The following is a 26,390-nucleotide window of genomic DNA, read 5'->3' as shown; positions in this document are numbered from 1 at the left end:
GCTGAGCAGAGCGAGTTGACCGAAGCAGCGCTGAGGGAGAGCGATGTCGCGACTTCAACTCCAGCCGTGAGTGCAGATGTCGAAGCGAACAGCGAGAACGATCTCAAGATCTCTCTTGACCAGCTGCCCCCAGCGCTCCGTGAAGCACTTGTCTCGTCGCCGGATGCGCTCGAAGAAAATGCACCAACACTCAAACTGGGTGAGCCTCTCGTGTTGTCTGCGCCTCACGACATCCGCGTTGCACACAGCGAGGAAGAGACTGCGGACGACGATCATGAATTCGCTGACGCGATGCCGTTCGACGAAGACGGTCCGTACGACGAGGTTCCAAATCCCGGAGCACTGAACCTGAAGCGTGACCTCGAGAACTCCTCGGTCAGCGATCTTCCTGACCCCGTGTCAACGCAAGCGTGGCGAGACCTGCCCGCTCCCGAAATCGCGCAGTTGCCGGAGCCAACAGAGCCGACTCAGCCCGAGCGCGGTGCGGAACTCCTCGATGAGGTCTCGGGAGGCTCTGAGGAGCTAGCCTACGAAGCGCAACTGACGCAGGGTGTAGAGCCTGTAGAGCCTGTAGAGCCTGTAGAGCCTGTAGAGGTTGCAGAAGCGGTCAGCGACAGCGTCGATGATGCGTCGACTTCGGTAGGCAGCGACGAGCGTGATGATTACAAAACGCACGCTCAGGCTCTCGAGAACGCGAGTAGTGCCGAACAGCGCGACGATCCACAAGCGGTCGAAGATACAATCATCGACGAAGATCGCGATGACGATGTTGACGCTGAATCTACCGAACCGGATGCTGTGCTGACACCGATGACCGAGGTTGACTACTTTGCGTCGACGCAACAGGATGCACCGGACGGTAACAGCGAGCCCACAGCGAGCGTCGATTCTGGCGAAGAACTCCAGGAGCACATGGATTCGGAAGGGCATCCTGAGTCGGAGTCTGAGCCGGAGCCGGAGCCGGAGTCTGAGTCTGAGTCTGAGTCTGAGTCTGAGCCGGAGCCGGAGCCGGAGTCTGAGTCCGAATCCGATCTCGAGCCGGCGTCGAGAGTGGAAAGCGAGACCGAAGAGGACCACGACCGCGATCTGGCCGACGCGCCAACCGTAAACGGCACAGAGTCCGCCGAGATCCTCGAGGTCGCTGAAGCAGCTAGCGAGGCATCCACAGAAACAAACGACAACCTCGCGGATGATCCTTCTACGGGCAGCGGCACGGACGCCCCGATGGTCGAGGAAGTCGACGAGATTGCCGACGATGGCACCGACGAGGACGGTGGCGAAGTCGAGTCTGAGCCAGAGAGAGGGGGCGCTGAGCCGGAGCCTGAGCCGGAGCCAAAGCCAGAGAGCGAAGAAGGGGTGTCGGGGGACATGAACGAACAGGCTGTTGAGGTAGATCAAGCGAAAGTCGTTCCGGAGCCGCTCGTCGAACCTGCTCCGTTGCCTCGCTCGGTCTTTGAGCCCGATCTGAGTAGATTGGGACGAACAGATCTTCCTCACGAGGAAAACGAACCACCGCGCGTTGATCCCGTTCGCCCGCTCGGCGAAGAAACTGTCTTCACCACGGCCGATCGGCTGCGTGCATCCGCATTCGCACCCGTGGCTTCGGAACGGGTCGATGGGCAACCGGCGCCCGCTGCGGTGTCAGTTGGGGCCGCCGAGACGGCAGCCAGTAGCACTGAGAGTGGCGAACACGGCACCCAACCGCGCGCAATCGTAGCCGAGGCCGCAGCCGTCAGCCTCTCGAAGGTGCCACGTTCGGGTGCCGGGGACAACGGCACGGTGGAGGCGAGCGCCAACGCGGCCGTTACCTGTGTGCAATGCGGAGATGCGCTGGCCGAATCTGACATTTTCTGCGGATCGTGCGGATTCGTCAAACACGGCATAGGCCCGAGTTCGCGGATGGGGCCTGCTGCCCTCGATCCCGTTCCGTGGGGTACACCGAGAAGCGACAAAGTCGGCGCCGCGGAATCGGAGAGTGTGAACTCTGATGTGGATGATGCTGTTCCGGCAGAGCCGGAACGGGATGACGTTGCACGTAACGAGACCACCGATCCGCACGCAACCGCGACCGCTGCGACAGTGCACGTTTCCGACAGTCAAAAGGAAGCAGAAGATGGTCGAGAACAGTCGACCGACCCCGCTGTTCCTGCTGAGGAACTGACGAGCGATGCGAGTGATGCGAGTGATACGAGCGAGCCAATGCCTCTGATCGAACCCGGAGATAGTGAGTCTCGGGAACCGGCAACAGGCGAGTCCCTAGTGGCGCCTGATCCCTCGAATGATTCTGTTGACGAGGGAGCGAAGCAGGCGTCTGCTTCCCGTTCTCACCTTGAAGCAGCTCCGCCCATGGAGCCGACCGTGGGCTCCGCCGAGCCCGAGCCGAGCGAACTCGTAGCCGGGGACTCCTCAGGGGGCCCAGCGTTCTCTGTGCTTGCTCCGCCCCCCAAGTCGAATCAGCGAGTCGAACTGCCGATTTCCCCGCCAGTTCCTCTCGCTACTGTCGGCACGGACGAGGCGGATATCGAAGACACACGAATCGTGGAGCGCAGCGTCACGGGTACCCGATTCGTGCTGCAGTTCAGCACGGGCGATAGCGTGATCGTGACGGGCAGTGGGCTCGTTGGCCGCAACCCCATCCCGGAGCCATCGGAAAAGTTCGACATCGTGGTGCCGATAACGGACCCAAGCAAATCCGTCTCGAAGACGCATCTTGAGTTCGGCCAGATGAGTGGCGTGTTCTGGGTCAGCGATCGATACTCCGGCAACGGCACAATTGTGCGTGAGCCCGGTGCTGATGCGAAACGCTGCGAGCCTGGCAAGCGCTACCGCGTGGTGCGGGGTACCCGGGTAGAAATCGGAGAGCAGTTCTTTATCGTCAGCTAAAGCAGCGGAGCGTCCTGCCCTCCACACCACGGCCACCAAAGCTGCTCTACACGAGCACTCTCTTGCGAGAATTCTGCACAGCGTCGGCTGGTGGAGTAAGGGGTGTGAACGACACCCCTGCTCCCGACCCACGCATAGTTCTTCCCGCTCCTCCGCAGCGCCCTGCGCCGTTCAAATTTCCGGTGATCGCGGCAACTGTTCCAGTCGTTGCTTCGGTCGCAATTTGGTTGATCACGGGCTCGACATTCGCCCTAATCTTCGCGGCACTCGGACCATTGGCGGCAACCGGCAGCTATATCGATTCCCGAGTTTCGGCGCGTGCGCTGCGTCGCACCGAGAGGGGGCGATTCCTCGCTGACGTTGCTACGACCCGCAACGATATTGAGACCTATCATCGTCGGGAGCTCGTCGAGCTCGCCGAACGCACGCCCTCCGCGATTACGCTAGTCAACGATGTCCATACCGACGCAGCCCGCTGGATGCGAGGCCCCGAGGACGTGCTCCCGGTCCACTTGGGTTATGGCCTCGTACGAAGCAGCGTCGCTATCGACCGCTCGGGCTCCCACGACTCTCAGCCGCCGGAGGTCGAAGACGAACTCCGTTCGTTGACCTCTCAGGCTGAGCACCTTGAGCGGGCACCCATAGCGATCAACTCTCGGCTCGGCGTGGCGATTTTCGGCACCCAGCTCATGACGCTTTCTTTAGCCCGGGCGTTGGCGATTCAACTCGCCCGCACGCTGGCTCCGACTGCTAGTTGGGTACGACTGAGAGGCGACTTCTCGACAGAGGCATGGGCCCAAGCGCTCCCGCACCGGCAGTTGCGGGGGAGTGCCGGCCCCGATCAGGGTATGGAGAGAGCCCAGCCGTCGACTGAAATCGCAAGCATTCAGTGGGGAACGCTCGGCAACACCACGCCGCACGTCTCAGTAACCGTTGTAACGGCTGAAGAGCATGTGCCGAGTGGGCATCGAATCGTCATTCAGGTTGACGGAGACAACGTCGCTGTTGTGCGACATCCCGATCGTCATCAACGGCGAGACTTTGAACCATCGTTTCTTGGTCGCGAACAAGCCTTTCAGTGGGTGCAGGCTGCACGGGAGATTGCAACCCGAGACGGTCTGGCTTCAGGAACCGATGATCTACCGGACCTCGTCCGTTTTTGTGAGGTCGCCCCGGTTGCCTCTACCGAGCACTATTCTCGCGAGGCGCGTCGACGTTCCTTATCAGCTCGCCCGGCGATGGCAGCTGGTCAGGCGATGGCGCTCGACCTTGTCTCAGACGGTCCCCACGCCATCGTGGGCGGTACGACAGGCAGTGGCAAGAGCGAGCTCTTGATCGCATGGGTGCTCGCTATCGCGGCAGAAACGGCGCCGGATGATGTCACGTTCTTGCTCGTCGACTTCAAGGGCGGCTCAGCCTTCGACTCGCTGAACCAATTGCCGCACACCGTTGGCATCATTACCGATCTCGACGAGGCGGCTGCAGCCCGGGCGTTTGCGAGTCTGCGCGCCGAGCTAAGGCACCGCGAACGGGCATTGGCTAACGCACGAGTTCGCGACATTTCAGATCTCGACAGTATCCCTCGCCTCGTCATCGTCGTCGACGAATTTGCTGCCATGATGGAGGGCTTTCCACAACTGCACACGCTATTCAGCGACATCGCGGCACGCGGTCGTTCACTCGGGGTGCACCTTATCCTGTGCACACAACGCCCATCGGGAGTTGTACGCGACTCGGTGCTCGCTAATGCCGATCTGCGAATCTCGCTTCGCGTCAACAACGGAGCCGACAGTTCCGCTGTCGTCGGTAGCGATCTTGCTGCTGCGCTCCCCGCGAACCAGAAAGGACGAGCGTGGATTGCGCACGGTTCCAGTTCTGCTGAGCTCGCCCAGTTCGCCTTAGTGACTGCCCAAGACATTCGCGCCGTTGCCGAGCGTTGGGCTGCGAGCGAGCGACCGCGTCGGCCGTGGTGCGAGCCACTGAGTGAGCATCTGGCTCTGACTGCCGTGCTGGCACTTCCAGAATCGTCCCTGCTCCTGAGTTCTGCGGCGGAGGGTAGCGGCGAGACCATCATTTTCGGGCAATCTGACCTTCCCAATGAGCAACGTCACGGAGTCGCAACGTGGTCGCCGACCGGCGAGGGACACCTGCTTATCGTTGGGGCTTCGGGCAGCGGCAAAACCGTCACGTTAGCAACGCTCGCTGCTGCGACATCGTTGGCGGTTCAGGTCATTAGCACTGAGCCGGCAGCGTTCTGGGACGGTCTCACGCGGCTATATAGTCGACTGGATCACACAGAGACCTCTCCAGATCATTCCTCAGCGACCCTTGTGCTGATCGACGATCTCGATGCAGCAATCGCGCGCTTTGACGACGAATATCGACCCGTGGTTCTTGAACGCCTCTCGCGGGTGCTGAGAGAAGGTGCGGCAGTAGGCATTTCTGTCGCCTCAAGCGCTCAACGTATTACGGCGGCCCTACAATCGCTTTCGCCGCTCTATCCGCAGACCCTTCGCTTGAGGTTTTCCACCCGGCAGGACTTTGTGCTTTCCGGCGGACGCGCCGAAGACTACCTAGATACTCTGCCTGCAGGAGGGGCGCTCTGGAAAGGAACTCGGGCGCAAATCGCTCTCAGCAATCAGTACCTCCCTGTACCATCCCCTGCTGAGATCGAAACGGTGGACTCAGGCGCGAACCTCGCGATCGTGAGCGGTCGACCAGCGCTCACTGCCGCAGCGTGCGCAGAAGCGGGATGGGCAGTGCTCCCGCTGTCAGGGCCGCCCGGTAGCGAACGAAGCTTGCTCGTCTCAGCCCCGGGATCGAAAACGCCGACAGCACTGGTCGGCTCGGTGGACGAGTGGCAATCTCGCTGGGGTGCACTCCAGACTCTGCAGTCCCATGCGACGGTGATTATCGACGGGTGCGGCCTTAGTGACTACCGCCAAGTTGCTCGCACCCGCGAACTTCCGCCGCCACTCAACACCGGGGCGAAAGAGCTGTGGCAACTGAGCAACACCGGGCGTACCAGGCGTGTCCGATTTCCGCTCGCGCACCAGAAGCCCGACACGTTCTCCCGCGACGATGCGGCTGGCTCCTAACCCGAAACCATGTCGCGGTGCCCGAGCCAGTGTCGCGGTACCCGAATTGGGCACATTTTGAGCGCGAAATTGTGAGCGATCCGTGAAATTATTATGAAGCGCCAAAAGCCCCTCCTAACTGGGGCTATAACAACCCGGACTGCGCTCACTACCATCGGTGTAACTGGTGGGGGCGAAGGAGAAAACGTGACGAGAGCACTTCCGCAGGATCATGCGATCCAGCAGCTAATGCTGCAGGCGAAGCAATCTCAACTCAGCCGTAGGCGGTTGCTGCAAGGAGCAGGTGTGGGAATGTCCGCCCTCGCGCTAGCGGCATGCGCCGGGCCGGACGGGTCGGACGCGATAGATATCTCAGACAGCGACAATTCCCTGGTCTGGGCAAGTTGGCCGTCCTACATTGATGAAGACCTCAGTGGGCACTCCGCCACGCTCAAAGCGTTCAAGAACGAAACTGGCATCGAAGTCGAGTACAAGCCCGTTGTTAAAGACAACGTTGGCTTTTATCTGACAATGAAGGATCAACTCGCTCTCGGACAGCCCACCGGCGCTGACATTATTTGTGTCAGTGATTGGATGGCCGCCCGCCTCATCCGGTTTGGATATGCACAAAAATTTGACTCGGCTAACATCCCGAACAAGTCAAACCTCACCAAGACGCTAGCCAGCCCCGAATTTGACCCCAACCGCGATTACTCTCTGCCGTGGCAAAGCGGGTTCATCGGTCTCGCGTGGAACGCCGACGAGTACCCCAAGGGGCTCGTCTCTGTCGAACAGCTGTGGAACGACGACCTCAAAGGAAAAGTCGTCGTGCTCGCCGAAATGCGTCACACGATGGGCATGCTGCTGCTCGCAAACGGCGTCGACATTTCAGACGGCAATTGGGGAATCGACGAATTCAAGAAGGCCAGTGCAGTTCTCGAAACTCACCTCGCATCGAAGCACATCCTCGGTGTGTATGGCAGCGATTACCTCGACAAGCTCAAGTCGGGTGAGGCGCTTGCAGGCTTCGCCCGGGCCGGAGATATCGCGGTGCTCAACGCTCAAGCGGGCTACGAAAAGTTCAAGTTCCTACTGCCAGGGTCGCGAGGCACTTTCTTCACAGACTCGCTCGTGATCCCTGCAGGTGCTCAGCACAAGGCCAATGCCGAAAAGCTCATGAACTTCTACTACGACCCCGCTATCGCCACCGAGGTTGTGGAATGGATCCACTGTGTGAGCCCCGTTGACGGAACTCTCGAGTACGCCATCGAGAACTTCCCGAAACTCGCGACTAACCAGTTCACCTTCCCCAACGCCACGGCGATGTCACGCGCAAGCACGTTCCGCACGCTCAGCACGACCGACGACCAGTCGTTCAACGCGGAATTCCGTCGCATCACGGGCAAGGGCTAAGTACTCAATCACTCCTCCCCAGCGCGGCGTGCTCCAGAAGCACAGCCGCCTGGGGCGAGTGCGTTAACGGCCGAAAGTGCGCGAGTTGCCCTAGGCGAGTTCGAAGCGCAGCTCGCCAACAGGCAGACCGCGGCCGAGCACTTGCTCAGTCGTTGATTTCAGCACGCTCGCCACAGCATCCGCATCAAGAGCGCCCGCGTCGGCGAGCAATGAAAGCCCCACGGGCAACAGCGGGCGGATCGAGCCATCGAGAATCTTAAGCGTCACGGTTGTACCGTCGGGCGCCGCGGCAATGAGGACCCCTTCGGCACCGCGCTTGGCGATGATCCCCAGAGTGTCCATCGCTTCGGCGACCTGCGGCATGTCGAGGCCCCACGCGTTGCCGCGAATGGCGCTCACGAGGGAGTGTGCGCGGGCGTCGGTCGCGGCATCCGCCATCACAATGCGCTGGATGGCGGTGGCGAGCGATACCAGACCCATGGCAAATACGGGAGCCCCGCATCCATCCGTTCCCTCATGAGCGAGAGGCTCACCCGTGAACTCGACGACAGTGTTGCGAATACGCACTTGAAGTGGATGATCGTGCTCGAGGTAACTCTCGAGCGGCCAGTCATTGACGACGCACGCCGCCAAGAAGCTCGCGTGTTTGCCCGAGCAGTTCATGGCCAGTCGGCGCGGAGCATCTGAAACGCGACGCGTGGTGGAGTCGGCGGGCCAATCGGGCGGGCAGCGAAGGTCGTCTTCGGTGAGGCCGTACGCAGCTAGCGTCGAAGCGACAACGTCTTGGTGGCGCTGGCTGCCGGTGTGGCTTGCGCTAGCCAAGACAAGTTGTTCGTCATTCAGCGTGACGCCGGCTCGTAAAACGGTGATTGCCTGCATCGGCTTCAGCGTGGAGCGCGGGTAAATCAACGCGTCGGGGTTGCCCAGCCGACGCAGTTCGGTGCCATCGGGGGAGAGCACGACGGCGGCGCCAAGATGCCGAGATTCGATCATCCCGGAACGCTCCACCACAGCGAGCTGAGTGGTGTCGTTAACCGTGAGGGCGCGGGAGGAAGCCGTTGATGCAGAGTTCACCCTCCTACGTTATCGCCGTCTGGCCAGAGTGAGGGTTCGGCTGCCGAAACGGTGTGGAACCGCGGCGACACTTCTCAGCGCGCGGCGCTACGGTGAGAGTTAGATACGTTGGGTGTGATCGCCCCGCTGCGGTCTGTGATGCTGGCCCTCGAGGCCGCGAGGGAGGTTTCGATGAACATCGACCACAATTTTGAAGTGCGCTTGGAATGGTCCGGAAATCTGGGCGAGGGCACGACAAACTACCGTGGCTACTCTCGCCACAACGAGGTCACCGCGGTGGGCAAGCATCCGATCGAAGGGTCAAGCGCTCGGGTATTCCACGGCAATGCAGATCGGTGGAACCCCGAAGAGCTGCTGATCGCGGCGCTCAGCCAGTGCCACATGCTCAGTTACCTGCATGTCGCGGTCAGTCGCGGGATCGTTGTCACCGCGTACCACGACGAGGTTTCGGGCACCATGAAGCAGACCGACAACGGGGGAGGCCACTTCACGTCGGTCACCCTGCGGCCGGTTGTGACGATTTCTGCCGGCAGCGTAGAGGATGCAATGGATGCCCACGCCGAAGCGAGCGGCAAGTGCTTCATCGCGTCATCCGTAAACTTTCCTGTGCTGCACCAACCGCGCATCATCGTCGAGCCCGCCGCTGAATAATGCCGACGGCAGACTAACGGCATCGGCGATTCCACACGCTACACACAGCAAGGGTGCGGGAGGATTGGTGCTCCGTGTTCTTGCTGTGAAGGGTTCTTGTGCGAAAAGCGATTCCGTTTCTGTTGACCATCGGCGTTGTGGCGTCTCTCGCCGCGTGTTCGCCCGCCGATTCGACTACTGCCGAGAATTCCGGCGATTGCACGCCGACGGCATCCGGTTCGGCCTCTGAAGCTGTACAGGTGAGCGGCGACTTCGGCGACAAGCCTGAGGTCACCATTGACTTCCCGACCGATGTCTCTGAAACGGAGCGCTCGGTTGCGATTGCCGGTGACGGCGACATCGTCGCTGTTGAAGCAGCCACCGCTAACGTGCAGTTCAGCCTGTACAGCGGTGCAACGGGCGAAGAGCTCTCCTCCACTACCTACGACGAAACCGGGTTGACCCCGTTCCCCGTGGACGCCGAACAGTTCCTTGTGGGCATCGTCAAAACCATCGAGTGCTCCACTGCGGGTACTCGCGTTGTGGGCGTCATTCCTCCCGAGGAATCTTTCGCTGACGACGCAAGCCGTGAACAGCTCGGAGTCGGCGCTGATGATGACATCGTTTTCGTTGTTGACGTCGTTTCCGTTGACGAGCCTGCCGAGCCTGCGCTTCCGCGCGCCGACGGTGAAGATCAGCCCGCTGAGGAAGGTTTCCCGACGGTTGAGCTCGATGACGACGGTCGCCCCACCATCACAATTCCTGACACTGACCCGCCCGCGGAACTCGAAGTTGCTGTGCTGAAGCAGGGTGACGGCGCCACGGTGGAAGAGAATTCGGATGTTGTTGTCCACTACGTGGGCATGAACTGGACCACCGGCGAGATCTTCGACGAGAGCTGGGCGCGCGGCACCCCCTCGACGTTCAACACGGGCCAGGTTGTTCAGGGATTCAAGACCGCTCTGGAAGGCCAGCAGGTCGGCTCACAGATCATTGCCGTCTTGCCACCCAGCGAGGGTTACGGCGAGGCCGGTAACGAAGGTGCAGGCATTTCTGGCACCGACACGATCGTCTTCGTTGTCGACATCCTCGGCATTGGCTAATTCGCGCTCGTCGTTGACGCACATTTGTGCGAACCAACTAAAGTAGCGGGATGCGCACGATAATTCTGCTCGGATCGACGGGCTCGATCGGCACGCAAACCCTTGAGGTAATCGAGGCAAACCGTGACCGTTTCGAGGTCGTCGGTCTCGCAGCTGGCTCCAACCGAACGCTCGTCGAAGAGCAGGCGGCTCGCTTCGGCGTGCAGCACATTGCGTTCGGTGCCGAGCAGGCGGCGCAGTTGGTGCGGGATGTCCCTGCCGACGTCGTCGTCAACGGAATCACCGGTTCTGTAGGCCTCGGGCCCACGCTCGCGGCCCTCGAAGCCGGCGCGACACTCGCTCTCGCCAACAAAGAGAGCCTCATCGTCGGCGGAGAACTCGTGACATCGCGAGCGAAGCCCGGGCAAATTGTTCCTGTCGACTCGGAGCACTCGGCCATCGCCCAAGCGTTGCGTTCTGGCAAACACTCAGAAGTGCGCCGCTTGGTGCTGACGGCATCCGGGGGACCATTCCGGGGTCGCACGCGTGATTCCCTGCGCGATGTGACTCCGCGCGAAGCGCTCGCTCATCCCACCTGGGATATGGGGCTCGTGGTGACGACGAATTCCTCAACCCTCGTGAACAAGGGCCTCGAAGTGATTGAGGCGCACTTGTTGTTCGACGTGCCTTATGACCGTATTGCTGTGACGGTGCATCCGCAATCGATCGTTCATTCGATGGTCGAGTTCGTGGACGGCTCCACCATCGCTCAGGCCAGCCCGCCCGATATGCGGTTGCCTATTTCGCTCGGTTTGGACTGGCCGAACCGCGTCGCGGGCGTCGGCGCTCCACTCGACTGGACGACGGCGAGCACCTGGAACTTTGAGCCTCTCGACAACGAGGTATTCCCTGCGGTGGAAATGGCGAAAGCTGTTGGCGCGGCCGGCCTCACCTTCCCCGCGGTCTTCAATGCCGCGAACGAGCAGGCAGTGCTGGCCTTCCACGCCGGCGCCATTGGCTACCTCGACATCTTGGATGTCGTTGAGCAGGTCGTGCAGACCCACGAAACAACCGAGCTGACGTTGGATGCTCTCGCCGAGGCAGAGTCGTGGGCGCGACGCACCGCTGATGCTGTGGTCGCCACTCGCTCCTAGCGGCGGCACTGAACGGGTAGTTCGCCCCCAGTGTGGGGTTGTTCTGCCGCTTCCACAGCACCGGTACAGGTGACCGTCGGTGCGCGTGGCTATTCTTAGCGGGTGGAAAACGTGCTCTTGTACATTCTTGGCATCCTCGTCGTTCTCGTCGGGCTTGCTGTGTCTATTGGCCTGCATGAAATCGGACACTTGCTGCCCGCCAAGCTCTTTGGCGTGCGCGTTAGTCAGTACATGATTGGTTTCGGACCAACGATTTTCTCGCGCAAGCGTGGGGAGACGGAGTACGGCGTGAAGGCGATTCCGCTCGGTGGCTATATCTCAATGGCGGGCATGTTCCCTCCCGGCAAATCTGAGAGTGGAAGTCGCACGGCCACGACCGGCGTTTTTCAAGCGCTCGTTCAAGACGCTCGTACCGCCAGCGCCGACACCCTGGTCGACGTGGATGAAGCGCGCGCGTTCTACAAGCTTCCCGTGCTGAAGCGCGTGGTGATCATGCTCGGTGGTCCGGTGATGAACCTGCTCATCGCGATCGTGATGTTCGCCATTCTCTTCATGGGATTCGGTGTCGCGCAGCCCTCTACAACCGTCGGCAGCGTCTCTGAGTGTGTGCTTCCGGCCACCTCAGAACGACAGACGTGCGAGAGCACCGACCCCGATGCTCCCGGCTTCGCCGCAGGAATCATGCCCGGAGACCGACTCGTGTCAATGGATGGCCAAGCCGTCTCCTCGTGGGCCGAAGCGACCGAATTCATCCGAGCCGCCGCTGGCGACGAACTGAACATTGTCGTCGAGCGCGACGGTGCGGAGGTTTCTCTCGTGGCTGAGCCACTGCTCACTGAGCGCTACGTCTACGACGATCGCGGTCAGATCGTCGAGGATGCCGACGGCGTCGCCCAAACGGAAGAATACGGCTTCTTGGGCATCGGTTCCGCTCTCGAGACCGTGCAGCAGCCGGTGACCGCCGTGCTGCCTGCGGTCGGCGACAACATCGTTTCGGTGGCCAACGTCATCCTCAACCTGCCCCAGCGCATGGTCGACGTCGCCAACGCGGCCTTCGGTCCTGACGAGCGCGACCCCAATGGCCCCATCAGCGTAGTGGGCGTTGGTCGTATCGCTGGTGAGATCACGAGCCTCGACAACGCCCCCGTGGCCGACAAAGTAGCGTCTCTCGTCGGCCTCATTGGCTCGCTCAACGTTGCACTCTTTGTCTTCAACCTCGTGCCGCTCATGCCGCTCGACGGTGGACACGTGGCTGGCGCGCTGTTTGAGGGCGTTCGCCGTTTCTTCGCCAAGCTCTTCGGTAAGCCCGACCCTGGCCCCTTCGATGCCGCGAAGTTCATTCCGCTCACGCTGGTTGTCGTCGTTCTGTTGGGTGCCATGAGCGCCATGCTGATCTACGCCGACATCGTGAAGCCGATCTCGATCTTCTAGGCCGCTGCCGCTACCGTGCTGCTGCCCAGGACCGCTCGCTATCGCGACCGCTGCTGCGGTTGCTGCAGAACGGTGGCCGGAGTCTTGTCGACTCCGGCCACCGTTGCTGTCGGTCTAGCGATCCGCGTTTTTAGCGGGTGAGCAGCAGCGCGTCGCCCTGACCGCCGCCGCCACAGAGTGCTACGGCCGCGCGGCCCGAGCCACGGCGCGCCAACTCGTGAGCGGCATGAACCACGAGGCGAGCGCCGGATGCCCCGACGGGGTGGCCAATGGCGATAGCGCCACCGTGGATATTCACGATGTCGTGGCTGAGACCGAGTTCGGCGGTGGAGCGCAGACTCACGGCCGCGAACGCCTCGTTGATTTCGGCAAAGTCGAGATCTCCAGCACTCCAGCCGGCGTTGTCGAGGGCAGCGGCAATAGCGCGAGCGGGCTGCGAGTGCAGGGAGTTGTCGGGGCCGGCGACGTGACCCGAGCGGTCGAGCACGGCAAGCCACGTGAGGCCGTGTTCTTCGGCCCACGCGCGACTGGCCAGAATCACGGCGGATGCTCCGTCGCTCAGCGGCGAAGAGTTGCCGGCGGTAATGGTGCCTTCGGGGTCGAAGGCGGGGCGCAATCCGGCGAGGGTCTCAACGGTGGTGTTGGCGCGGACGCCCTCATCGGTGTCGAGAACGAGGTCGTCGCCCTTGCGCTGCGGGATCGTCACCGGCGCGATTTCGTCGGCGAAGATGCCGGCTTCCATCGCGGCGGCGGCTCGCTGGTGCGAGGCGGCGGCAATCTCATCCTGCTCAGTGCGTCCGATATCGAGGCGGCCGTTGTGGCGCTCGGTGCTGGCGCCCATCGATTCGGCGTCGAAGGCATCCGTGAGGGCGTCGTGCGCGGCGGAGTCGAGGGCAGAGACTGTTCCGTACGCCCAACCCATGCGCGATCCGGGGAGCACGTGCGGGGCGTTGGTCATGGATTCTTGACCGCCGGCAGCCACGACGTTGGCTTCTCCGAGACGGATAAGGCGCGCAGCATCCACGATCGCAGCGAGCCCGGAGAGGCAGACCTTGTTGATGGTGACGGTGGGGGTTTTCCACGCGAGTCCGGCGGCAATGGCCGTCTGGCGAGCTGGGTTTTGCCCGGCACCGGCCTGAATGACCTGGCCGAAGATCACCTGGTCGATGGAGTCAACGTCAACACCGGAGCGTTCGACTGCGGCGCGGAGGGCGACAGCGCCGAGCTCGACGGCGGAGAGTGAAGCGAGTTGTCCGCGCAATTTTCCCTGTGGGGTGCGTGTTGCGGAAAGGATCACTACATCGTTGGGTGCGGGGGTGTTGGCCACTGTGCAAACTCCTTTGTTTGGTCGCCGTTGTTGACAGCGTGGTTGCGCAACCATAGGCTACATGAAACCTGAACCGGGTCTCAGGTTCAGATCACAATCCTCCTAAGGCAGCAGGAAAGGTCCCATCATGCGGGTCAGTAAAAAGTACCTCGCTCCGGCGTTAATTGCGACGGTTGCACTCACACTGGCGGGTTGTGCTCCCGCCGTCGACAGCGGAAGCGGCGGCGTTGACCTCGCCCCCGTCGATGTCGCGGTCATTACCTCGCAGACGGGCCCTCTTGCGGCCTATGGTGAGGCCTATCTCGCCGGCTTCGATGCCGGTCTCGACTACGCCACCGACGGCACAGGCACCGTCGATGGTCGCGAACTCACCATCACGATCACGGACGACGCGGGCGACGCCGATAAGGCAGTCACCGCAGCCAAGGACGTGATTGGTCAAGGCCAAAAGATCATCGTCGGTACGGTTTCTTCGGGAATCGCGCTTGCCCTCGCTGAGCAGGCCGAGCAGAACAAGGTTCTCTACATCTCCGGCCCGGCCGCAGCAGACGGCATCACGGGCGTGAACGACTACACGTTCCGCTCGGGTCGCCAGAGCTTCCAAGACGTCGCTACCGCGGGTACCTTCATCGGTGACCCGGCAGGCAAGTCGGTTCTGGTCTTCGCTCAGGACACGGCCTTCGGTCAGGGCAACGTTGCCGCCGCCACCGCCGTTCTTGGCGGCCAGGGCGCTGACGTCACGAGCCTTCTCGTTCCTGAGGACGCCACCGAGTTCACTCCCTTCGCCCAGCAGATCGTTGATGCTCAGCCCGACCTCGTGTTCGTTGCGTGGGCCGGAGCAACCTCCGGTGCCATGTGGGAGGCACTCAGCCAGCAGGGCGTGTTCGATAGCGTTCCTGTCGCCACCGGTCTCGGTGATGTCTCGACCTACGGTGCTTACGGCGCTGCGAGCGACCAGATCAGCTTCCTCAACCACTACTTCGGTGGTGCTACGGACAACGACGCGAACGCGGCAATGGTCAGCTACCTCGAAGCAGAGGGCAAGCAGGCTGACCTGTTCTCGCCCGATGGTTTCGTTGCAGCACAGATGGTCGTTCAGGCCGTTCGTGAAGGTGGCGACGATGTGGATGCCATGATCGCCGCTCTCGAGGGCTGGACGTTCGACTCGGTCAAGGGCTCCATCACGGTTCGCGCCGAGGACCACGCCATGATCCAGCCGATGTTCCAGGTTTCCCTTGTTGCCGATGGTGACTCGTGGATTCCTGAACTGGTCACGGCCGTTGACGCTGACGCCGTGACCCCGCCCGTCGCAGAGTAAGTAGCTCACGAACTATGTCGAACCAGCCCGTGCTCACGGTCGAGCACCTTGCCCTCACGATCGGGGGTGCCGTCATCATCGATGACGTGTCGCTCTCGATCGCTCAGGGTGAGATGCTCGGCGTGATCGGCCCTAACGGGGCCGGCAAAACCACGCTCTTCAACCTCATTTCTGGGGTGATGACTCCCACCGGCGGAGTCGTCACGCTTGAGGGGCGTGATGTCACGAATCAGTCCATTGATGCGCGGGCCCGGGCTGGGCTCGGCAGAACCTTTCAAACATCCAGTCTCTTTCCGGCGCTTAGTGCGCTCGAGAATGTTCGCCTTGCAGCCCAAGTGAAACTGGGCGGTGCGACGTCAGTCATCCGGTTTCCGCGGGCGCACGACAAAGCGACAACCATCGCTCGAGCTCGCCTCGACGAAGTCGGGCTCAGTCATCACAGCGAAACCGAAGCCGGGGTTCTTTCTCACGGCGACAAGCGCAAGCTCGAGATCGCGATGCTGCTGGCCACCGACCCGAGCGTGATCCTGCTCGACGAGCCGATGGCCGGTGTCGCTTCGGGCGACGTGGCAGGGCTCACCGAAGTGATCCGTCAGGTGCATCAGTCGGGTCGTACCGTGCTCATGGTCGAGCACCACATGGATGTCGTACTCGGCCTGGTCGACCGCGTTGCGGTCATGCACCATGGCCAGCTTCTCGCCTGTGACACCCCGGATGCCGTGATGGCAGACGAAGCGGTGCAGAAAGCTTATTTGGGGGCTCCACTATGACCGAGATTGTGACCGAGTCGATTCTGTCGGTTGCTGGCTTGAGCGCGAGTATCGCCGGCCAGCAGGTTGTCGAAGACGTCAGTTTCGAGATGCTCCCCGTCGGCGTGACGGCACTTCTGGGCCGTAACGGCGTCGGAAAGACCAGCACCTTGCGCGCCATCATGGGCTTGATCGAACGCTCCGGCGAGGTGACGATTGCGGGCCAGCGCGTTGATCGCGAACCCACGCATCGCATTGTGCAGCGCGGCGTTGGCTACGTGCCGGAGGACCGCGAAGTCTTTTCCTCGCTTACCGTTGCCGAAAACTTGCGGTTGGCCGAGCGCGATTCGTCGCCAAACCGCCAATTGATTCACGAACTTTTTCCTGATCTTACGGATCGGGCCGGCCAGCTTGCGGGCACGCTTTCGGGCGGTCAGCAGCAGATGGTGTCGCTCGCTCGTGCTCTCGTCAACGACAATCGCGTGCTCCTGGTCGACGAGCCCACCAAGGGTCTCGCTCCACTCATCGTGATGGATGTCGCCAAGGCTCTCGAGCGGGCGGCTCAGACGGTGCCGGTGCTCCTCGTTGAACAAAACCTGCAGGTCGTGCGGATGCTCGCCGAGAAGGCCATTGTGCTTGAAGGCGGTCGCGTGGTCTACGACGGCAGTGCCGAAGAACTCTTGAGCAATGAAGCGCTCACGAAAGAACTGTTGGGGGTCGCATGAGCACCATAATTCTTCTGCTCATCACGGGCCTCGGGCTCGGTGCGCTCTACTTCTTGATCGCCTCCGGCCTCTCGCTGATTTACGGACTCATGGGTGTGCTCAACTTTGCGCACGGCTCGTTTCTCACGCTCGGCGCTTTTGCGGGCTGGGAGCTGGCACGGCGGATGGACGGCAGCAGTTGGGGCACCCTCATCGCCTCGCTGGTGCTCGGAATGGCGGCCGGTGCCGTTGTGGCTGCCGCTACCGAGTCCCTCCTTATTCGGCGGCTCTATAACCGGCATATCGAGCAAGTGCTCGTGACGGTCGGTCTGGCTCTCGCCTCGGTCGCGCTCTTCGAAGGTATTTGGGGCACGGACGCGATCTATGTCACCGCCCCTGAATGGCTCTCGCAGACAACCGAAATCTTGGGCGCCCGCGTTCCCAACGATCGCTTCTTAATGATCGGCGCCGCGGTGCTGGTGCTGCTCGGTATTGTCGCCTTCCTGCGGTTCACCCGCTTCGGACTCATCATCCGGGCCGGCGTTGAAAACCGCTCGATGGTGACCGCTCTCGGTATCGACGTGCGCAAGGCCTTTACGGTCGTGTTCGCGATCGGTGGCGCTGCCGCAGGTCTGGGCGGAGTGCTCGCCTCGCACTACTTCGGCTACGTGTCGCCCCAGCTCGGCGGATCCCTGCTGATCTTCGCCTTCATCGTCACCGTGATTGGTGGGCTTGGTTCGCTCGCGGGTGCCGCTATCGCTTCGGTTGTTGTCGCGGTACTTCAGCAATTCGCTAACTACTTTTGGGGCGGAACCGGCGACTTGATGGTCGTCCTGCTGCTCGCCGTTGTGCTGTTGGTTCGCCCGACCGGAATCTTGGGGAAGAAAGCATGAAGTCGCTCTCGAAGTTGAGCCAGCGCACCTGGTGGATCGTCGGCGGTGTTCTCGTTGTCGTCGCCGCTCTCTTACCGTTGCTGAATATCTCGATCCCAGGTGTACTGCCCGGGGCAACCTACACGCCGGGCACGCTGCAACTGCTCGCCCTTGCGCTGCTCTTCGCCTCGCTCGCACTGAGCTACCATCTGCTGTTCGGTACCGCCGGGATGCTCTCCTTCGGTCACGCGCTGTACTTCGCTCTAGGGGCCTATGGCCTTGGCATCGTGCTGCACGAGACTGAACTGACACTGTTGCCGGCCCTGGGGCTTACGCTCGCGATTGTTATTTCGGCGGCCTATTTGCTGGGCTCGTTGAGTCTGCGGGTGACCGGCATCTCCTTCGCGATGGTGACGCTGGCCTTCGCTCAAGCAGGCAACGTGCTCGTGCGCCGCAACCCCGGCATCACGGGCGGTGAAGAGGGTCTGCGACTCGACACCGAGCACATCCCGGATTTCTTCATTGGCGTCGTGAATACGCGAAACCTGTACTGGCTCGCCCTTGCGCTGCTCGTCGTCGTGTTCGTGGTTGTCGCCTGCTTCGAGAACTCCCGCGCCGGTCATGCGGTGACGGCCACGCGCGAGAACGAGTTGCGTGTGCGAGTTCTTGGACTCCGCCCCTTCGGCGTCAAGCTCATGGCGTTTGTCATCGCCTCCGTGCTGGCGTCGCTCGTGGGAATGGTGCACTTGCTGCTGCAGAGCGGCACAACACCCCGCGCAACGTCTGCTGACTTCACCCTCACGATCCTCGTGATCGTGGTTCTCGGTGGTGTCGGCTCCCGCTGGGGCGCTATCGTCGGCGGCATCATTTACACCCTGCTCGATCAGCGCCTGACGGCACTGGCCAGCTCGGATGCCATCGACGGACTTCCGGCAATCTTGCGGATTCCGCTCTCCGAACCGCTCTTTATCCTCGGCACGCTGTTTATCCTTGTGGTGTTGTTCCTTCCCGGAGGAATCGCCGGTGCGGTGCAGCGCCTCTCCACAGGCACCAGTCTCGCGCCGCAGAAGCGTCAGCGGCTCGAGGAGGCAGAATGACCCAGTCTGAAGGGCTACACACACTCGGGCGGTGGACTGCCGACCGCGCCCTCGCTACGCCCGACAGAGTGGCCGTCGACGACCGCGGCGTCGTGCTGACCTACCGTCAACTGGATGACCGGGCCACGGCGCTCGCCGAAGCTTTCCTCGCGGGCGGCTACGGTGTCGGTGATCGGATCGCCACCATCACGGGCAACAGTTCGGACCACGTGGTCGTGTTCTTCGCGTGTGCCAAGGCCGGGCTCGTGCTCGTTCCGCTCTCGTGGCGCCTGTCACCGCGGGAGATCGCTCAACAGCTTGAGCAGGCTGATCCTGCACTGCTCCTCGTTGAGGACGAGTTCTCGACGCTGGGCACTCTCGCCACCGATCGTCTTGTTGCACCCATCGCTCGCGGCATCCTCGGCACCCACGGTATTGAGCGGGACATCGTGGCACCGTTGCGCAGTAAGGCAACGACTCCCGTGCATCGCCCCGTGCGCGACGAAGACGCCCTGCTCATCATCTTCACCTCGGGAACGCTCGATCAGGCCAAGGGCGCCATCCTCAGCCACGCTAATTGCTTCTGGACCAACCTCTCGCTTTCGCGCACTGCCGAGATCACGAGTGCCGACACGGTGCTGGCCGTCATGCCCCAGTACCACGTGGGCGGCTGGAACATTCAGCCGCTGCTGGCCTGGTGGATGGGCGCGACGGTCGTGCTCGAGCGCACCTTCGATCCCGCTCGCGTGCTGCAGCTCATCGCTGACCGCCGCATCACCACGATGATGGGCGTGCCCGCCAACTACCTGATCCTCTCGCAGCATCCGCGATTCGCCTCGAGCGATCTCTCGAGCCTCGCGCACGCCATCGTCGGGGGAGCGCCGATGCCCGAACCGCTCTTGCGCGTCTGGCACAGCCGCGGTGTGGCCTTGACCCAGGGCTATGGCCTGACCGAGGCAGCGCCCAACGTGTTGTGCCTACCCGATGAAGAAGCGCGCACGCGCATCGGCTCAGCCGGCAAGCCCTACCCGCACGTGGATGTCGACATTGCCGACCCCGTGACGGGAGAGCGCATCGAGGGTGCTGGCCAGGGCGAGTTGCTGGTCAAGGGCCCCGGAGTATTCAGCGGCTACTTCCGTGCCCCTGAGGCCACCGCGCTGGCGCTGCGCAACGGCTGGCTTGCCACCGGCGATCTTGTCAGCCGCGATTCCGAAGGCTACTACCGCGTTCTCGATCGCCTCAAAGACATCTTCATCACCGGGGGAGAGTCCGTTGCTCCCGCCGAGATTGAGGGCGTTCTCTTCGGGCATCCGGCGATCGCCGATGTGGCTGTCGTCGGGGTTCCCGATGAGAAGTGGGGCGAAGTTGCCGTGGCCTGGGTTGTCGTGCGCTCCGGAGCGTCCACTGACGAAACCGACGTACTCCACTTTGCACGTGCCAGCCTGGCGAAGTACAAAGTGCCCCGGCGCGTGATCTTTACCGAACACATCCCACGGTCATCCAGCGACAAAGTTCGTCGCCGGGTGCTGCTGGGGCAATGGACAGAAGAGTCCGCACAAGCAGGACGGATCAGTTCATGAGCACACCACTCACCGCTCGCGGCACCCGCACCAAGGCGAAGCTCATCGAGGCCGCCGAAACGGTCTTTGCGCGCTACGGCTACACGGATGCCTCGGTCGTGCGCATCACCGAAGAAGCGGGCGTCGGCCAAGGAACGTTCTACCTGTACTTCGCGAGCAAGCTCGAGATCTTCGAGGAGCTCGTGGAAGACCTCAACCGCCGCGTACGTCGTGCCATGAGCGAAGCCTCGGGCGCAGCATCCAACCGCATCGAATCGGAGCGGGCCGGCTTTCGTGCGTTCTTCGAGTTCACCGCGGAACACCCCGCGCTCTATCGCGTGGTGCGCGAAGCAGAATTTGTCTCGCCCAAGTCGCTGCGCCTGCACTACTCGCGCATTGTCGACGGCTACATCGAAGGTCTCAAAGAAGCTCAATTGCTGGGCGAGATCGGCGACATCGACCCGACCGTTGCCGCCTGGGCCCTCATGGGCATTGGCGAAATGATCGGGATGCGCTGGGTGCTGTGGGGAGACTCCGCCGACGCCGGCAACGACGCCGACCCCACCGCCAGCGGCACCTCTCGAGTGCCCGACGACGTTCTCGATCAGATGATCACGTTTATCCGCCGCGCTCTGGCCGTGCCAGAGCCGAGCACCGAAGGAGTCGAGAAATGACCGATCTCACGGGCCGTCGCGCCCTCGTCACCGGTGGTGCGAGCGGTATCGGTGCCGCCTGTACTGTCGCGCTCGCGAAAGCGGGAGCCCACGTCATCGTGGCTGACCTCAATGGCGATGCCGCTCAGGCTCAGGCCGAACTCGTGGGCGGCGAAGCCTGGCAGGTTGACCTGACCGATACGGCGGCGCTCGCCGACCTCTCACTCGACGTCGACGTGATCGTGAACAACGCGGGCATCCAACACGTCAATCCCATCGAGACGTTCGACCCCGTGATGTTTAGCCGCATCCTTGACCTCATGGTCGAGGCACCCTTCTTGCTCGTGCGGGCGGCGCTGCCGACGATGTACGAACGCAACTTCGGGCGCATCATCAACCTCAGCTCTGTTCACGGCTTGCGCGCTTCGCCCTACAAGTCGGCGTACGTCACCGCCAAGCATGGGCTTGAAGGCTTCTCCAAGGTCACCGCGCTCGAGGGCGGCGCTCATGGCGTCACGAGCAATTGCGTCAACCCCGGCTACGTGCGCACGCCGCTCGTCGAGAAGCAGATCGCTGACCAGGCCAAGGTGCACGGCATCCCGGAATCCGAGGTGGTCGAAAAAGTCATGCTCACCGAGAGTGCCATCAAGCGCCTCGTTGAGCCGGCTGAAGTGGCCGACCTCGTGCTGTGGCTCGCGGGCGACAGCGCCGGCATGGTCACGGGCGCTTCGTACACGATGGATGGCGGCTGGAGCGCACGATGACTGAGCCACACGCGACAATCACCGTTCCCGTCATCGGCGGCGAACTGACCGCGGCGGTCTGGGAACCCGAGTCAGAACCTGTCGCCACGATCCTTCTGATTCATGGCATTACGGCCTCTCATATGTCGTGGCCGCTCATCGCCGCAGCGTTCCCCAACTGTCGGGTTATTGCTCCCGACCTTCGCGGTCGCGGTGCGAGCCGCGACCTTCCCGCTCCGTTCGGGATGCCGCAGCACGCCGCCGACATGAACACTCTGTTAGAAGCAACCGGCACTGAGTCCGCGCTCGTCGTTGGGCATTCGATGGGCGGATTCGTCGCTGCAACCCTGGCGGCGCAGCACCCGGAGCGTGTCTCCAGCCTGCTCCTCATCGATGGCGGCTTGCCGATCCCAGCACCGGAGGGCACCTCGATGGAGGAGCTGCCGCAGGTGATTTTGGGCCCGGCAGCGGAGCGGCTTTCGATGACGTTCCCTGATCGAGAGAGCTACCAGGAGTTCTGGCGCGTGCATCCGGCCTTCGCCGACAACTTCACGTCGGCAGTGCGCGACTACGTCGACTACGACCTCGTCGGCTCAGCACCGCACCTGCACCCCGCGAGCTCGATCGACGCGGTGAGCTTCGATGCCTTGCAGTTGAGCGGGGACGCGCAGTATCGCGCGGCTCTCGAGGGACTCAGCATGCCCGTGCACTTCATTCGGGCACCGCGGGGTCTTCTCAATCAGGTACCGGCGTTGTATCCTCCGGAACAGTGTGACCACTGGCGGTCAGAGCTTCCTCATGTGGAATTTCACGAAGCGTCAGACGTCAATCACTACACAATTACTTTGACGCAACGAGGCGCAGATATCGTCGCGGGCGTCATGACTCAACTAATGGCGAACCAACCGCGGGAGGTCCGAGCGTGAGTATCGACAAGACAATGGGGTCGGCGGCAGAGGCGGTCGCTGATATTCCGAGTGGAGCATCCTTGGCAGTCGGCGGCTTCGGCCTGTGCGGCAACCCGATGGTGCTCATCCAAGCGCTGCTGGAGTTGGGCTCCGACGACCTCAGCATCGTGAGCAACAACTGCGGTGTGGATGACTGGGGACTCGGCGTGCTGCTGGCCGCCCGCCGCATCCGCAAAATGACGTCGTCGTATGTGGGGGAGAACAAAGAGTTCGAGCGCCAGTTCTTGACGGGGGAGCTCGAAGTGGAGTTGACCCCGCAGGGAACCCTCGCCGAGAAGCTCCGGGCCGGCGGCTCGGGAGTAGCCGCGTTCTTCACGCAGACCGGCGTCGGCACTCAGGTAGCCGAGGGCGGCCTGCCGCGCCGCTACGACGGTTCGGGCGGCATTGCGATTGCCTCGCCGCAAAAAGAGGTCCGTTCGTTCGACGTCAATGGCACCGCCAAAGACTTCGTGCTCGAAGAGTCGATCACGACAGACTTCTCGCTCGTCCACGCGCTCAAGGGCGACCGCCACGGCAACCTTGTCTTTGCCAAGTCGGCGCGCAACTTCTCGCCGCTTGCTGCAATGGCCGGGCGTATCTGTATCGCCCAGGTCGAAGAACTCGTCGAGCCCGGTGAGATTGAACCGGATGCCGTTCATTTGCCCGGCGTGTACGTCTCGCGAGTGATCGAAGTTGGCTCCGATGTCGAGAAACGAATCGAACGTCGCACAGTGCAGAAGGTGGTCGCATAATGGCTTTGACTCGCGAAGAGATGGCGGCACGTGCCGCTCTCGAACTGGCCGATGGCTCGTATGTGAATCTCGGCATCGGTCTTCCGACGCTCGTGCCGAACTATGTGCCGGAAGGTCGCACGGTGGTGCTGCAATCGGAGAACGGCATCCTCGGTGTCGGCCCGTACCCGAGCGAAGAGAACGTTGACCCCGACCTGATCAACGCAGGCAAGGAGACGGTGACGACCCTCCCGGGCACCGCATTCTTTGACTCCGCGATGAGCTTCGGCATGATCCGGGGCGGCAAGATTGACGCCGCCATCCTTGGTGCCATGCAGGTCTCTGTTGCTGGCGATCTTGCGAACTGGATGATCCCCGGCAAGATGGTCAAGGGCCCCGGCGGTGCCATGGACCTCGTGCACGGTGCAGCGCGCGTCATTGTGCTGATGGAACACGTCGCAAAAGATGGCAGCCCCAAGATCGTGAATGAGTGCTCGCTGCCCCTGACCGGCCGTGGCGTTGTTCACCGCATCATTACCGACCTCGCGGTCATCGATGTGACCGATCGCGGTCTCGTGCTTCGCGAACTCGCTCCCGGCGTTGACGAAGAAACAGTGCGCGCCGCGACCGAACCCCAGCTCATTGTCGAGCTCACCGCCTAACCAGTTTCGCCACTTCCCGTAGTTCAACTCACCAAAGGACACACCATGGCTACCCTTCTCGACGGCATCGTTCAGCACAGCGTCACGACACCGCGCATTGTTGCGTCGGTGTTGGAGCGCCCGGCTGATAACCCCACGTCGACCGTCGTGTTCGTGCACGGCAATGTGTCCTCGTCGCTGTTCTGGCAGCCAACAATGCTCGCGCTCGACAGCAGCGTGCGCGCACTGGCCATCGATCTGCGTGGTTTTGGTGACAGCGAAACGCTTCCCGTGGATGCCACGCGGGGCGTTCGTGATTTCTCCGACGACATCGCCTCGGTTCTCGACGCGCTCACCATCGAACGGGCGAGCTTCGTCGGCTGGAGCATGGGCGGTGGTGTGGTTATGCAGTTCATGCTCGACTACGCCGAGCGCGTTGACACCGTTTCGTTGGTTTCTCCCGTCTCGCCCTTCGGCTTCGGCGGAACCACGGGTGCGAATGGCGAACTGCTGAACCCCGAGTGCTCCGGCACGGGCGGCGGGGGAGCGAACCCCGACTTCGTGGCCCAGCTGAACGCGGGCGATGCGGCCGACGAGTCGCCGGCATCCGCTCGCACGGTGTTCCGCACGGCGTATGTGGCGGATGCCGCAGCCCACACCGAACACGAAGATCTCTGGGTCGAATCAATGCTCACGACCGCTACCGGCGAGGACAACTACCCGGGTGACTCGGTTGCTGTTGACCCCTGGCCTGGCTTCGGCCCCGGCGGACGTGGCGTGCTCAACACCATGACGCCCAATCACTTCAACGTCAGCGCCATTACTGAACTGCCCACGAAGCCGCGTGTTCTGTGGGTGCGTGGTGTGCAAGACGCGATCGTGTCGGATGCCTCAGGCTTCGACCTCAACTTCTTGGGACAGCTCGGTGTCATCCCGGGCTGGCCCGGCGCCGAAGTTGCTCCGCCGCAGCCGATGATCGAACAGACTCGCGCGGTCTTTGAGCAGTACAAGGCCAATGGCGGCGAGTACACCGAACTGGCCTGGGAGAACTGTGGTCACTCCGCTCATCTCGAGCGCCCGGAAGAGTTTGTGATGGCACTGACTGCTCACCTCGGCGCGCGCTAGCGTTCCGCCGATGTTCAGGTGTCGGCTTTAGGATGGCTAAGTGCCAGCAATCAATCTCGGAACGCCGAAAGTCCCTGTAGTCCTCGCTCCCCGTCGCAAGACCCGGCAGATCAAGGTCGGTTCAGTAGGCGTCGGTAGTGAGTCTCAAATCAGCGTGCAATCGATGACGACCACGCAGACGACCGACATTAATTCGACGCTGCAACAGATTGCGGAGCTCACTGCATCGGGGTGCGACATCGTGCGAGTTGCCGTTCCTCACCAAGACGATGCAGACGCGCTGCACATCATTGCCAAAAAGAGCCAGATCCCGGTCATCGCCGACATCCACTTTCAGCCGCGCTACGTCTTTTCGGCAATTGATGCCGGAGTGGGCGCGGTGCGCGTCAACCCGGGTAACATCCGCAAGTTTGACGACAAGGTTGGGGAAATCGCTAAGGCTGCCAAGGATGCGGGCACGAGCCTTCGCATCGGTGTCAATGCCGGTTCGCTCGAGCCGAGCCTGCTGCAGAAGTACGGAAAAGCCACGGCAGAGGCGCTCGTGGAGAGCGCTGTCTGGGAGGCAAGCCTCTTCGAAGAGCACGATTTTCACGACTTCAAAATTTCGGTCAAGCACAACGACCCGATCGTCATGGTTAAGGCGTACCGCATGCTCGCGGAGCGCGGTGACTGGCCGCTGCACCTCGGTGTGACCGAGGCGGGGCCAGAATTTCAGGGCACGATCAAGAGCGCGACGGCGTTCGGGATCTTGCTCTCGGAAGGCATTGGAGACACGATCCGTGTGTCCCTATCGGCACCACCGGTTCAAGAGGTGAAGGTCGGACTGCAAATTCTGCAGTCGCTCAACCTGCGCGAACGCAAACTTGAGATCGTTTCGTGCCCGTCGTGCGGCCGTGCTCAGGTGGACGTCTACAAGCTCGCTAACGATGTCACCGAGGGCCTCGAAGGTATGACGGTTCCGCTGCGCGTTGCCGTCATGGGCTGTGTCGTCAACGGACCGGGTGAAGCTCGTGAAGCTGATCTCGGTGTGGCCAGCGGTAACGGTAAGGGTCAGATCTTCGTGAAGGGTGAAGTTATCAAGACGGTTCCCGAAGCAGACATCGTGGCCACCCTGATTGAAGAGGCGAACCGCATTGCAGCTGAGATGCCCGCCGGTGAGACGGGAAGTCCGCAAGTTCTCACCCCGTAGGAGCACTACCAT

At 62.1% G+C, this 26,390-nt stretch carries 22 protein-coding genes; 20 read left to right on the top strand and 2 right to left on the bottom strand.

What is annotated here, in order from left to right:
• Positions 1-66 precede the first annotated feature (66 nt).
• The 3 genes from ACR3YK_RS00695 (at position 67) to ACR3YK_RS00685 (ending at position 7,373) form a co-directional block, all read left to right on the top strand.
• Positions 67-2,883, top strand: a complete 2,817-nt coding sequence (locus ACR3YK_RS00695; RefSeq protein ID WP_486175348.1) for an FHA domain-containing protein — start codon at positions 67-69, stop codon at positions 2,881-2,883.
• A 104-nt stretch (positions 2,884-2,987) separates the two neighbouring features.
• Entirely contained in the window at positions 2,988-5,981 is a 2,994-nt protein-coding gene (locus ACR3YK_RS00690; protein WP_486175347.1) for an FtsK/SpoIIIE domain-containing protein, read from the top strand.
• Positions 5,982-6,272: 291 nt separating this feature from the next.
• On the top strand, positions 6,273-7,373 hold the full coding sequence (locus tag ACR3YK_RS00685; RefSeq protein WP_486175346.1) for an ABC transporter substrate-binding protein: 1,101 nt from the start codon (positions 6,273-6,275) through the stop codon (positions 7,371-7,373).
• 90 nt (positions 7,374-7,463) lie between these two features.
• Here the strand turns inward: ACR3YK_RS00685 and ACR3YK_RS00680 are convergent, their stop codons facing one another.
• On the bottom strand, positions 7,464-8,447 hold the full coding sequence (locus tag ACR3YK_RS00680) for an asparaginase (RefSeq protein ID WP_486175345.1): 984 nt from the start codon (positions 8,445-8,447) through the stop codon (positions 7,464-7,466).
• A gap of 171 nt (positions 8,448-8,618) precedes the next feature.
• On the opposite strand from ACR3YK_RS00680, the gene ACR3YK_RS00675 reads away from it, so the two are divergent.
• The 4 genes from ACR3YK_RS00675 to ACR3YK_RS00660 all read left to right on the top strand — a co-directional run bounded on the left by ACR3YK_RS00675 (position 8,619) and on the right by ACR3YK_RS00660 (position 12,744).
• A complete protein-coding gene (locus ACR3YK_RS00675) occupies positions 8,619-9,098 on the top strand; it encodes an OsmC family protein (RefSeq protein ID WP_100389997.1) in 480 nt (159 codons plus the stop codon).
• Positions 9,099-9,196: 98 nt separating this feature from the next.
• Positions 9,197-10,180, top strand: coding sequence for an FKBP-type peptidyl-prolyl cis-trans isomerase (locus ACR3YK_RS00670; RefSeq protein WP_486175344.1), 984 nt, complete (start codon positions 9,197-9,199; stop codon positions 10,178-10,180).
• Positions 10,181-10,230: 50 nt separating this feature from the next.
• Positions 10,231-11,313, top strand: a complete 1,083-nt coding sequence (locus tag ACR3YK_RS00665) for a 1-deoxy-D-xylulose-5-phosphate reductoisomerase (protein ID WP_486175343.1) — start codon at positions 10,231-10,233, stop codon at positions 11,311-11,313.
• Between the two features lie 102 nt (positions 11,314-11,415).
• A complete protein-coding gene (locus tag ACR3YK_RS00660) occupies positions 11,416-12,744 on the top strand; it encodes a M50 family metallopeptidase (protein ID WP_486175342.1) in 1,329 nt (442 codons plus the stop codon).
• Between the two features lie 130 nt (positions 12,745-12,874).
• On the opposite strand, the gene ACR3YK_RS00655 is transcribed toward ACR3YK_RS00660, so the two are convergent.
• Complete coding sequence (locus ACR3YK_RS00655; protein WP_486175341.1) at positions 12,875-14,071, bottom strand: acetyl-CoA C-acetyltransferase; 1,197 nt, start codon at positions 14,069-14,071, stop codon at positions 12,875-12,877.
• A gap of 127 nt (positions 14,072-14,198) precedes the next feature.
• On the opposite strand from ACR3YK_RS00655, the gene ACR3YK_RS00650 reads away from it, so the two are divergent.
• From ACR3YK_RS00650 to ispG, 13 genes are read left to right on the top strand one after another with little or no spacing between them, the layout of a single operon-like run.
• Positions 14,199-15,389: a substrate-binding domain-containing protein gene (locus ACR3YK_RS00650; RefSeq protein WP_486175340.1), complete on the top strand. Its 1,191-nt coding sequence runs from the start codon at positions 14,199-14,201 to the stop codon at positions 15,387-15,389.
• A 14-nt stretch (positions 15,390-15,403) separates the two neighbouring features.
• Positions 15,404-16,159 carry an ABC transporter ATP-binding protein gene (locus tag ACR3YK_RS00645; RefSeq protein ID WP_341620802.1) on the top strand — a complete coding sequence of 252 codons (756 nt, stop codon included), beginning with the start codon at positions 15,404-15,406 and terminating at the stop codon, positions 16,157-16,159.
• A complete protein-coding gene (locus ACR3YK_RS00640; protein WP_189621858.1) occupies positions 16,156-16,863 on the top strand; it encodes an ABC transporter ATP-binding protein in 708 nt (235 codons plus the stop codon). Before ACR3YK_RS00645 ends, ACR3YK_RS00640 begins: the two co-directional genes overlap by 4 nt.
• Entirely contained in the window at positions 16,860-17,735 is an 876-nt protein-coding gene (locus ACR3YK_RS00635) for a branched-chain amino acid ABC transporter permease (RefSeq protein WP_486175339.1), read from the top strand. The genes ACR3YK_RS00640 and ACR3YK_RS00635 overlap by 4 nt, the downstream gene beginning before the upstream one ends.
• Positions 17,732-18,811 carry a branched-chain amino acid ABC transporter permease gene (locus ACR3YK_RS00630; protein ID WP_486175338.1) on the top strand — a complete coding sequence of 360 codons (1,080 nt, stop codon included), beginning with the start codon at positions 17,732-17,734 and terminating at the stop codon, positions 18,809-18,811. The genes ACR3YK_RS00635 and ACR3YK_RS00630 overlap by 4 nt, the downstream gene beginning before the upstream one ends.
• Positions 18,808-20,370, top strand: a complete 1,563-nt coding sequence (locus ACR3YK_RS00625; RefSeq protein ID WP_486175337.1) for a class I adenylate-forming enzyme family protein — start codon at positions 18,808-18,810, stop codon at positions 20,368-20,370. The genes ACR3YK_RS00630 and ACR3YK_RS00625 overlap by 4 nt, the downstream gene beginning before the upstream one ends.
• A complete protein-coding gene (locus ACR3YK_RS00620) occupies positions 20,367-21,023 on the top strand; it encodes a TetR/AcrR family transcriptional regulator (protein ID WP_100390007.1) in 657 nt (218 codons plus the stop codon). The genes ACR3YK_RS00625 and ACR3YK_RS00620 overlap by 4 nt, the downstream gene beginning before the upstream one ends.
• Complete coding sequence (locus ACR3YK_RS00615) at positions 21,020-21,766, top strand: 3-hydroxybutyrate dehydrogenase (protein WP_486175336.1); 747 nt, start codon at positions 21,020-21,022, stop codon at positions 21,764-21,766. Before ACR3YK_RS00620 ends, ACR3YK_RS00615 begins: the two co-directional genes overlap by 4 nt.
• Positions 21,763-22,671, top strand: a complete 909-nt coding sequence (locus ACR3YK_RS00610) for an alpha/beta fold hydrolase (RefSeq protein ID WP_486175335.1) — start codon at positions 21,763-21,765, stop codon at positions 22,669-22,671. The genes ACR3YK_RS00615 and ACR3YK_RS00610 overlap by 4 nt, the downstream gene beginning before the upstream one ends.
• 14 nt (positions 22,672-22,685) lie before the next feature.
• Positions 22,686-23,444: a CoA transferase subunit A gene (locus tag ACR3YK_RS00605; protein WP_486176355.1), complete on the top strand. Its 759-nt coding sequence runs from the start codon at positions 22,686-22,688 to the stop codon at positions 23,442-23,444.
• On the top strand, positions 23,444-24,085 hold the full coding sequence (locus ACR3YK_RS00600; RefSeq protein ID WP_486175334.1) for a CoA transferase subunit B: 642 nt from the start codon (positions 23,444-23,446) through the stop codon (positions 24,083-24,085). Before ACR3YK_RS00605 ends, ACR3YK_RS00600 begins: the two co-directional genes overlap by 1 nt.
• Before the next feature lie 45 nt (positions 24,086-24,130).
• Positions 24,131-25,189: an alpha/beta fold hydrolase gene (locus ACR3YK_RS00595; protein WP_486175333.1), complete on the top strand. Its 1,059-nt coding sequence runs from the start codon at positions 24,131-24,133 to the stop codon at positions 25,187-25,189.
• Between the two features lie 40 nt (positions 25,190-25,229).
• A complete protein-coding gene (gene ispG / locus ACR3YK_RS00590; RefSeq protein WP_486175332.1) occupies positions 25,230-26,378 on the top strand; it encodes a flavodoxin-dependent (E)-4-hydroxy-3-methylbut-2-enyl-diphosphate synthase in 1,149 nt (382 codons plus the stop codon).
• Positions 26,379-26,390: the final 12 nt, after the last annotated feature.

It is taken from the genome of Salinibacterium sp. 10G20-15, from assembly GCF_057365065.1.
Note: the sequence above shows the minus strand (reverse complement) of the source record. Positions and strands in the feature narration are given on the sequence as shown.

Excerpts from the sequence above, each read along its gene's own strand:
- ACR3YK_RS00600 (WP_486175334.1), top strand. The coding sequence starts at position 23,444 with ATGGCTTTGACTCGCGAAGAGATGGCGGCACGTGCCGCTCTCGAACTG.
- ACR3YK_RS00595 (WP_486175333.1), top strand. The coding sequence starts at position 24,131 with ATGGCTACCCTTCTCGACGGCATCGTTCAGCACAGCGTCACGACACCG.
- ACR3YK_RS00625 (WP_486175337.1), top strand. The coding sequence starts at position 18,808 with ATGACCCAGTCTGAAGGGCTACACACACTCGGGCGGTGGACTGCCGAC.
- ACR3YK_RS00650 (WP_486175340.1), top strand. The coding sequence starts at position 14,199 with ATGCGGGTCAGTAAAAAGTACCTCGCTCCGGCGTTAATTGCGACGGTT.
- ACR3YK_RS00620 (WP_100390007.1), top strand. The coding sequence starts at position 20,367 with ATGAGCACACCACTCACCGCTCGCGGCACCCGCACCAAGGCGAAGCTC.
- ACR3YK_RS00630 (WP_486175338.1), top strand. The coding sequence starts at position 17,732 with ATGAAGTCGCTCTCGAAGTTGAGCCAGCGCACCTGGTGGATCGTCGGC.
- ACR3YK_RS00675 (WP_100389997.1), top strand. The coding sequence starts at position 8,619 with ATGAACATCGACCACAATTTTGAAGTGCGCTTGGAATGGTCCGGAAAT.
- ACR3YK_RS00610 (WP_486175335.1), top strand. The coding sequence starts at position 21,763 with ATGACTGAGCCACACGCGACAATCACCGTTCCCGTCATCGGCGGCGAA.
- ACR3YK_RS00685 (WP_486175346.1), top strand. The coding sequence starts at position 6,273 with ATGTCCGCCCTCGCGCTAGCGGCATGCGCCGGGCCGGACGGGTCGGAC.
- ACR3YK_RS00615 (WP_486175336.1), top strand. The coding sequence starts at position 21,020 with ATGACCGATCTCACGGGCCGTCGCGCCCTCGTCACCGGTGGTGCGAGC.
- ACR3YK_RS00665 (WP_486175343.1), top strand. The coding sequence starts at position 10,231 with ATGCGCACGATAATTCTGCTCGGATCGACGGGCTCGATCGGCACGCAA.
- ACR3YK_RS00640 (WP_189621858.1), top strand. The coding sequence starts at position 16,156 with ATGACCGAGATTGTGACCGAGTCGATTCTGTCGGTTGCTGGCTTGAGC.
- ACR3YK_RS00645 (WP_341620802.1), top strand. The coding sequence starts at position 15,404 with ATGTCGAACCAGCCCGTGCTCACGGTCGAGCACCTTGCCCTCACGATC.
- ACR3YK_RS00605 (WP_486176355.1), top strand. The coding sequence starts at position 22,686 with ATGGGGTCGGCGGCAGAGGCGGTCGCTGATATTCCGAGTGGAGCATCC.
- ACR3YK_RS00635 (WP_486175339.1), top strand. The coding sequence starts at position 16,860 with ATGAGCACCATAATTCTTCTGCTCATCACGGGCCTCGGGCTCGGTGCG.